The organism is Nitrospiria bacterium (assembly GCA_036397255.1).
In the GTDB taxonomy this organism is placed as follows: Bacteria; Nitrospirota; Nitrospiria; order DASWJH01; family DASWJH01; genus DASWJH01.
Genome location: DASWJH010000095.1, coordinates 26967 through 35340, shown reverse-complemented (window position 1 = coordinate 35340; position 8374 = coordinate 26967). Strand labels below are relative to the sequence as shown.

At 43.0% G+C, this 8374-nt stretch carries 7 protein-coding genes; 1 reads left to right on the top strand and 6 read right to left on the bottom strand.

The window, feature by feature from the left end; genetic code table 11:
• Positions 1–329: 329 nt before the first annotated feature.
• The 3 genes from VGB26_12955 to ppc form a co-directional block, all read right to left on the bottom strand.
• Positions 330–728: a hypothetical protein gene (locus VGB26_12955; GenBank protein HEX9758684.1), complete on the bottom strand. Its 399-nt coding sequence runs from the start codon at positions 726–728 to the stop codon at positions 330–332.
• 71 nt (positions 729–799) lie between these two features.
• On the bottom strand, positions 800–1507 hold the full coding sequence (locus VGB26_12950; GenBank protein HEX9758683.1) for a hypothetical protein: 708 nt from the start codon (positions 1505–1507) through the stop codon (positions 800–802).
• Between the two features lie 211 nt (positions 1508–1718).
• Positions 1719–4550, bottom strand: coding sequence for a phosphoenolpyruvate carboxylase (gene ppc, locus VGB26_12945; GenBank protein ID HEX9758682.1), 2832 nt, complete (start codon positions 4548–4550; stop codon positions 1719–1721).
• Between the two features lie 84 nt (positions 4551–4634).
• Here ppc and VGB26_12940 point away from each other — a divergent pair, with 84 nt between their 5' ends.
• Entirely contained in the window at positions 4635–4883 is a 249-nt protein-coding gene (locus VGB26_12940; GenBank protein ID HEX9758681.1) for a hypothetical protein, read from the top strand.
• Between the two features lie 77 nt (positions 4884–4960).
• Here VGB26_12940 and VGB26_12935 read toward each other — a convergent pair whose 3' ends face one another.
• The 3 genes from VGB26_12935 to VGB26_12925 form a co-directional block, all read right to left on the bottom strand.
• Positions 4961–5935 (bottom strand): glutathione S-transferase family protein, encoded by a 975-nt coding sequence (locus tag VGB26_12935; protein HEX9758680.1) that lies wholly within the window; start codon positions 5933–5935, stop codon positions 4961–4963.
• A 647-nt stretch (positions 5936–6582) separates the two neighbouring features.
• Positions 6583–6990 carry a hypothetical protein gene (locus VGB26_12930; protein ID HEX9758679.1) on the bottom strand — a complete coding sequence of 136 codons (408 nt, stop codon included), beginning with the start codon at positions 6988–6990 and terminating at the stop codon, positions 6583–6585.
• Positions 6991–7370: 380 nt separating this feature from the next.
• Positions 7371–8348, bottom strand: a complete 978-nt coding sequence (locus VGB26_12925; GenBank protein HEX9758678.1) for an ABC transporter ATP-binding protein — start codon at positions 8346–8348, stop codon at positions 7371–7373.
• Between the last annotated feature and the right edge of the window lie 26 nt (positions 8349–8374).

Sequence of the window (8374 nt, the reverse complement as noted above, 5' to 3'; positions counted from 1 at the left end):
GGGCAAGGGTCAAGTCAAAGTCATTCTGTGGTTGAAGCCTTTGAAGTATTAGAGGTTCCTGCAAAATCCAGTTCGTCATTCCCGAATGGTTTTATCGGAAATCCAGGATTCAAAAAATCAACATCTTCTGGATTCCCGCTTTCGCGGGAATGACGGGAAGGGCCTGGATTTTCGCTTTCCCCTGCCTGCAAGTGCCCGCCGGACAGACGGGTAATGACGAAATTTACCCACTCACTTCCACGATGAGCCTGTATTTTTTATTCATTTTCATCGATGAGAAAAAAAGGAGAATTTTTTTATAATTGGATGGGGGGGTATGTCCAATTTATTTAAAAACTTTCATTTTGATTGGAGGAAGGCATTGTTTCGTTGCTTGAAGGCAATGGTGAGGTTTTTCGTTTCTCTACTTTGACAACAGTGGGATCGTTAACGAAAGGTTCATAACCCTTTAATCGTAAGGTAATGGTATCTCCCTCTTTTACGAGCAGGTTAATTTCCGCAACCTTTTGTTTGAATTTTGCTAAAATGGCACCCTGATCTGTTGAAACGGTAATGAGCAAACCCTCCTCCTCCATCTGTTTTTGTTCTACTTTCCCTTTAACATCCTCGGTTTTCCCTTGAACAAACTGGGGGAGGTAGGGACCCAAATAACGGGGTGCCAAAATGGGCCCACTCAAGCCAAGACCAAACCCTATAATAAAAACAAATATGATTGCCCAGCGTCTCATTCTCCCCTTCCCTCCAATATTGTTTTAAAGAATATGAAAACCTTAACTTAATAAATTTTTATCCTCTTGATCTAACCCGTATCATTTTTTGAAACTCCAAGGTAGGCATCAATCTCTTGCCGTTCTTCAGTTGTTAAATCTTGATTGGAAATAAAATAAGACTGGTTTGGGGTCAGAGGAAAAACCACTTTTGAAAGCTTCCGATCAAGCTGGTTACAGTCCAAAACCGATAGAGGCACCAAAGAAACCTGAAAACACCAACCCACCAATCGGGAAGCCAGGTTAGAACGGATCTCCAGATCTAGCTGTTTGGGGAGGGAAATCGTCGTTAAACGGTAACCTCCTTCGGTTCGAACCAAACGGACTCTGGCGTTCAACACTTTTTTCTGAAGGGGAACAAGAACCTGGTCCTCCAATTGGCTATTCAACCCCGCCAAACCAACCTCCGCCACCAAGTTACCCGATCCTTGAAACTCCAATTGCAGGTTGGCTTGATGGGTTTCATCCTGGTTAGGTTGAAGGAACAAGGAATGTTTTTTCAGGGTCATCAGCTGCCGGGGAGATTTAAACTGGATCATGAGGGGGCCTTGCTGAACCGAACCTATTTCTGCTGTGAGGTCTTGATAGGTTTTGTTGAACCGGTCAAAGATAAACATTTTACCTGTTTTGGCTATTCCCAAGGCGGGAAAATAAACTCCTAACATCAATAAGAAGGTTAGAATCAGACCCATTCCGGTAATGGTCAAAAAAAGCCTTTTTCGTGGAAAGAAACGTTTCATTTTTCCCTTTTTATTACGAACAGGAATTTAAATTTCGAATTAAAAAAACTTCTTGGCTTCTCCTCTCCTCATTCCCCAATAAAACAGGAGAAACCTTAAACGGGTTTATCTTAGTCTTTTCCTAAGCCCCTGTAAAGGGTTGACGATGCCCCGGAAATTTTTTATTCCGCGTTTTCAATCGGCTTCAAGACCCCTTTGGCTTTTGAGAACTCTAACCCGTATTCCTCATCCCTGAGGCAATGCAATTAATTGTCATGAGAATGGCATGAATCAGTTTTTTCTGATCGGACCTGGAACCCGATCGAAGCTTCTTTAACAAATTCACTTGAAGGTAATTGATGGGATCAATAAAAGGGTTTCTTAATTGAATCGACCGTTTTAAAACCGGATCATTATCCAAAACCTCTCGTGTGCCCGTGATCCTCTTCAAAATTTGGACGGTTCGATTGTACTCATCGCGAATTTCTCCGAAAATTTCCTTTCGTAAGCGGGTATCATTGACCAATTGAGCATAGGCTTCCGCAATGTGCATGTTGGATTTAGCTAAGGTCATTGAAACATTATCAATCAGATTATAGAAAAAAGGCCATTCGCGATACATCTCAGATAACAAAGCCAGACGTTTCCTCGGAGAAGGATGGAGATAGGCCTCAAATGCGGAGCCGAGAGGAAACCATCCCCCTAATAAATGCCGGCTTTGGGTCCACCCAAAGTTCCAAGGAATGGCTCTGAGATCTTCAAACCGTTCTTCCCCCCTCCTGAAAGCGGGACGCGAACCGATTTTCATCCGAGCAATTTCCGTAACGGGTGTTGCTTCCTTAAAATACCGGTACATTCTCTCATCACAACCCTCTTTATAAAAACGGTAGGAAATTGTGGAAAGCTCCTCCATCACCTTTTCCCAGCGATCTTCTTTATTATTTTGTTTTTTGGAGGACCGGTTTGGCTCTTCGGTGGAAACACTGGCCTGTAAAACACCGGTCACCAAAAGCTCCAGATGGTGAAGCGCAGTTCCCTGGTTGGCATATTTTGAAGATATAACCTCCCCTTGTTCCGTGATTTTGATTCTCCCCCTCACGGTCCCTTTCGGTTGGGCAAGAATGGCGCGATGGGTAGGCCCTCCCCCCCGGCTTATGGCACCCCCTCGTCCATGAAAAAGAATCAAATGAACCCCTTGGCGCCTTGCGGATACTGAAAGGGTTTTTTGGGTTTTATAAAGTTCCCAGTTTGCGCATAAAATTCCAGCATCTTTGGTGCTATCCGAGTAACCTAACATTACTTCTTGGGCTTTTTCCCGCTCTTCAAGGTGTTTTCGATAGGCAGGATTCTGATAAAGTGCGTTCATAATCTGATCCGCCCTCTGAAGAGAAGAAAAGGTCTCAAAAAGAGGAACAGCATCCAATTTGGATGGATCAGCGGATAAACACAGACCAAACTGTTTTGCAAGAAGGAGAACGCTGAGAACATCGCTCACCCCCTCCGCCATGCTGATCACGTAGGCCCCCAGTCCCTCCGGGAGGACCTCAACGATTTTTCCAATAGCCCTAAAGGTATCCAGAACCTCTTGATTTTCAGGGGTCAGGGTAAGGTCATAAGGAAGAAGAGGCCGTGGGGTAAGAAGCTCCTGGGTCAGCCTTTTGATCTTTTCATCTTCACTCCTTTCTTCAAACCGATTATCAATTCCAACATTTTGAAAAATTTCCGCCATGGTTTTTCGATGCAAGCTTGCATCTTGACGAATGTCCAGCCGGGCCAAATGGAACCCAAAAACCCGGGCATTGATAACCAACGCTTCTATTTCCAAATCAGCAGGGCGGCCACCACGGTTTTCTCGAAGACTTTTCTGAACACATTCCAAATCAGCCACAAAACCCCGGGGGGAATCATAGGGGGGAATTTCAGGGTCCTCCGTTCTCACCCGATCCCCCCCGAGCCTAAATTCAAGTGAGTTCTGTGTGGCCATCAACCGGTTTAAAACAAATCCCAGTTTTTGCCGGTAAGGTTCGTAAGGGTTCCGTTGATGAATTTTCTCCGCAAGCCTCGGGGCCATTTGTGCATCCGCTTGTAGGGATTGTTTTAACCCCTCTGAGATGGAGATCAAGAGGTTTGAAGGACTTAGGCTCATAATCAAATTTTGAACCACCTCCCGATAAAGATTGAAAACAAGGTCCTTTTGAGCCCGAAGGGACCACAGGGTGGTTTCGGAAGAAACAGAAGGGTTTCCATCCCGGTCGCCCCCGATCCATGATCCAAAGCTCAGGAATGCAGGGAGATGTCCGGTAAAAGCAGGTTCCCTTTGTTGGATTAGCTTTCGGATTTCTTCATACAACAACGGGATTACAGAAAAAAAGGTTTCTTTAAAAAAGAAAAGTCCATTTTGAACTTCTTCCGCCACGGTAGGCCGCACCAAATGAATATCTCCGGTCTGCCAAAGCTTTGAAATTTCACTCAAAATGTTTTGATCAATCTGTTCCTTTTCCCGAGGGGTCCAAAGGGGATTTTCTTTTTTAAAAATAAGCAGATAAATTTTCCGGTGTTTTTCAAGTACAGTTTGGCGCTTCGCTTCAGTGGGATGGGCCGTGATAACCGGTCTTACATGTAATTTTTCAATTTGTTTCAAAACCCTCTGGATGGGAATTTTTTTCTTTTGAAGATCTGCAAAAAAAGCCTCCAAAGACCCTTCCACAAATTCTAAGCCTCGCTCCAGTTTCCGCCTTTTTTGCATGGCAAAATTCTCTTCCGCAATATTAAGCAAGTTAAAAGAAAGTTCAAAAGCAGAAACCATGTGTATGGCGGTAGAAAGATCGAGTTTTTGTATAACCTTTAGGAGGGATTTTTCTTTTTTTAAGGAATATTTGGCTTCCAGTTCCAAACACAATTTTCGGAGTTGTTCAACACGAACCCTAAGTTTTCCCCCCCCTTGCTCTAATATGACGAGCCCTAAAAGGTCTTCCAGGTAGTCCACATCGGATACCAGGCGTTGATCGGTAAAATCCAACCCGGTAAAAGAGTTTTTAAACCTCTGGGGGGGGTTTGGAGACATTGCTCAGGAAATGTAACAGTTAAAGAAATGAGAATCAAGGGTCAGGTGAAACCGGAACCTTTTCAATTTTAATAAAACGAACAATTGCCGCTTATTTTAATACAGGCTCATCGTGGAAGTGAGTGGGTAAATTTTATCATTACCCGCCTGTCCGGCGGGCACTTGCAGGCAGGGGAAAGCGGAAATCCAGGCCCTTCCCGTCATTCCCGCGAAAGCGGGAATCCAGAAGATATTGATTTTTTGAATCCTGGATTCCCGATAAAAACATTCGGGAATGACGAACTGGATTTTGCAGGAACCTCTAATACTTCAAAGGCTTCAACCACAGAATGACTTTGACTTGACCCTTGCCCTGTATGGACCTTAAACACTTTTTAACAGTTTTTACCCACTCGATTACACGAAGACCCTTAATACAATTCATTCCCCTCAACCCCATCCCCACCCAACCGTTCTCTCCCGTGTGGCGAGTCCAAAGCTTGTATTGGGCCTAAAGGGACAATCCGGGTCGGATTAATGTCATTATGGGTGAAGTAATAATGCCTCTTAATATGATCGAAGTTCACCGTATCGGATAGGCCATCGAACTGATACAAATCTCTGAGGTAAGCAAACAAATTGGGATAATCCGCAATCCGACGAAGGTTGCATTTAAAATGACCGTGGTAAACGGGATCGAAACGGATTAAGGTCACAAATAACCGCCAATCGGTCTCGGTTAAACGGCCCCCCAATAAATAGCGTTGACGGGCAAAGGTAGTTTCCAGTTTTTCAAGGGCGTCGAAAAGGCGTAAAACCGCTTTTTCGTATTCTTTTTGGGAGGTCGCAAAACCCGCCCGGTATACCCCGTCATTGATATTTTCGTAAATAAAACGATTCAGTTTATCAATCTCCTTGCGGAAGCCTTGGGGATAAAAATCGAGTTTGGATTCGGTAAACCGGTTAAATTCACTGTTGAACATACGCATGATATCATCATCAGAATTACTGACGATGCGATGAGTCTCCTGATCCCAAAGAACAGGAACGGTCACACGTCCCTGGTAGTTTGGATCCGTTGCGGTATAGGCTTCTCGGAGAAAATGAAAACCGTTGATCGGATCCTTAGAATGACCGGCTCCATCTCGAAAGGCCCACCCTTTTTCATCACGGATGGGATCAACAACGGTCATCCCAATCACCCCTTCCAGTTTTTTAAGTTTGCGCAGAATGATGGTTCGATGAGCCCAGGGGCAAGCCAATGAGACATAAAGATGATAGCGTCCTTTTACCGCTGGAAACCCAAAACGCCCATCTTCAGTGACCCAATTTTGAAAGGCATCCTCCTGACGTATAAATGCACCCGCTTGGCTTTGCTCTTTGGGGAATTGGGCTTTTGGGGTCATTTTGTTCTCCTTTTTCCTTTCAAGAAGGAAGTCCTATTTAAAATCTACAGGGGTACGGGGTTTCCTTAATTAGGCAAAATTTTAACCCAGGATATGTCCAGAAAAATCTACCCTACATTTTCTTGCTATTTTACAAATAAAATCCGTCCAATTACAATTCACATCAATGGCTTTTTGTTTGGTTCAAGTATTCCTGGTCACAACCATTTTCCCAAAGCTTATCGGAAAAAAAAATGAAACTCGGTTGTTTTTCCCAATACCCATGGCTACAATAGAAAAACAGGAAAACTTCCTGGGGACGATATTTTTGGTCACGACGGGGATTTTTCACGAGACTGGCCAAGACCTGGGAGGATGGAGGGTTTAATTTTTTTAATTGATGGCTAAAAGAGCAGCCTTTTCAGTAAAAAAACAGTCATTGCTGGAAATCATGATTTTATCTTCCTTAAAGGGAAAATATTTTCCTGCTAACCTATTCTTTATTTTTGAAAAAAAAAAGTAATCATCCTTTTTAGAAACCTTTAAATCTTTTTCACTATTTCAGGTTTGAGGGGAATTTTTACAACGAGTTATGCCCCTTTGGAATTATGAAAGTTGGTGTCAAACTTTCCCCCTAACCCAAATGCCACAAAGGCCTTCCCTGGGGGTCATTGAGAGGGATGGCCAAATAACCTTCCACTTGAGCTTTCCTTAACCATTGGTCTGAAGGAAATAATTCTTGGACCCCGGGAGGGGAAAAAGGCCAGGTTTCGGGCCACCACATGCTCACAAGGAGTCCCTTTTGTTTCATATTCAAAGGGGTGTCCATGCTCGGAGCCTGACCAAATGGTAATTAACCGGACTTTTTTACCCTCTATATCCGAAACCTCAGAAATGAAACCCCAGCGAACCTCAAGCAATGAAGCTAGATTTTTCACCAAGGTTCGGAAAAATTCATCACCTATAAAACCGCTGGTGGTTTCAATAATGGCTTTGGGAATTTTTTCCGCAAATGGATCTGAAACAAAGCCTTCTCCAAACCCTGGGGTTGAAAATGGGGAAAATTTAGATGTCATGGGGTGGTCTTCTTTCCCTTTTCAGTCTTTTTTGTACCTTATAATTTTCACCCTAAAGTATAAATAATAAGTCAAATAAAAATCAATCCTCATCCTTTTCCAAAGGGGTAAAAAAAAAGAGAATGCTAAAGGAGGGTTAGTTTCTTCACAATTTAAAAAGGCTATTATAACAAAAAAAAGGAAATGAATTTTACAATGAATTGTTTAAAAACCCCCAGAAATAGGGGCTTAGGAAAAAACCCGGATGGAAAACATTAGTAATAAGGGAGTTCTTGGGTTTTCTGTTTTAGCGTCTTTGGAAAGGAAACCCTTACCGTCTTGAATAAGAAGGCCTAAGGTTCTAAGGTTTAAACCGCACGGAAAATTAACTTTTAATATGATTAGATTTTTTCAACAAAAATTTTTCGAATGACTTCTTCAATCTCAACTTCTTCAATGGACAGGTCCTCAATGGGATGGTTCCCTAAAAGGATATGGGTGGTTTTAGCTACCTCCCCTTTTTTTACTTTTAGGATCACCTGGTGTGGATCATAATCCACCATCTCTCCGTAACGAGAAAAACCATCAAAGGTTATGGGTTCGGAAAATTGCATTTTAATGACCTTATGGTCTATATACCGGTCGGCCAAGTCTTTTAAACGGCCATCATACACAATGCTTCCATCATTTATCACCAAAACACGATCGCAAAGCCGCTCCACATCCCGCATATAGTGACTGGTCAGTAAAACGGTTGTTTTTTTTAAACGATTATATTCTTTCACAAAATCTCTGATCTTTTCCTGGGAAATGACATCCAAACCTATCGTGGGCTCATCCAGAAAAAGGACGCGTGGTTGGTGCAGTAAGGCCGCCACCAACTCACATTTCATTCGTTGGCCTAGAGAAAGTTGCCGAACCTGAATATCCAACAATTCTTGAAGATCCAAAAGATGGACCAGCTCCTCAAGTGTTTTCTCAAAAACCACGGGATCGACTTGATAAATATCACGATTCAGGGCAAAGGATTCTCGTGCAGGAAGATCCCACCAAAGTTGGTTTTTTTGTCCCATAACAATTGAAAATTGCCGCTGATAATCACGGTCACGGTTCCAGGGAGTAAAACCCAAAACCCGAACCTCACCTGATGAAGGGTATAAAATCCCTGAAAGGATTTTTAAAAGGGTGGTCTTTCCTGCACCGTTGGGTCCCAAAAATCCCACCAATTCTCCCTCTTCCAACGAAAAAGAAACATCTTTTACAGCCTTTCTTTGAAAGGTCTCTCTCCAAAAAAGGCCTTTAATAGAACCAAGGAGCCCGGGCTCTTTTTTGTAGGTTTCAAAGGATTTTGATAGATTTTTGATTTCAATCACTGGCATTATTCATTGCCCTTGTCCACAATCGC

Coding starts and splice junctions, on each gene's coding strand:
- VGB26_12935 (HEX9758680.1), bottom strand. CDS start 5,935: ATGACCCCAAAAGCCCAATTCCCCAAAGAGCAAAGCCAAGCGGGTGCA.
- VGB26_12925 (HEX9758678.1), bottom strand. CDS start 8,348: ATGCCAGTGATTGAAATCAAAAATCTATCAAAATCCTTTGAAACCTAC.
- VGB26_12950 (HEX9758683.1), bottom strand. CDS start 1,507: ATGAAACGTTTCTTTCCACGAAAAAGGCTTTTTTTGACCATTACCGGA.
- VGB26_12930 (HEX9758679.1), bottom strand. CDS start 6,990: ATGACATCTAAATTTTCCCCATTTTCAACCCCAGGGTTTGGAGAAGGC.
- VGB26_12955 (HEX9758684.1), bottom strand. CDS start 728: ATGAGACGCTGGGCAATCATATTTGTTTTTATTATAGGGTTTGGTCTT.
- ppc (HEX9758682.1), bottom strand. CDS start 4,550: ATGTCTCCAAACCCCCCCCAGAGGTTTAAAAACTCTTTTACCGGGTTG.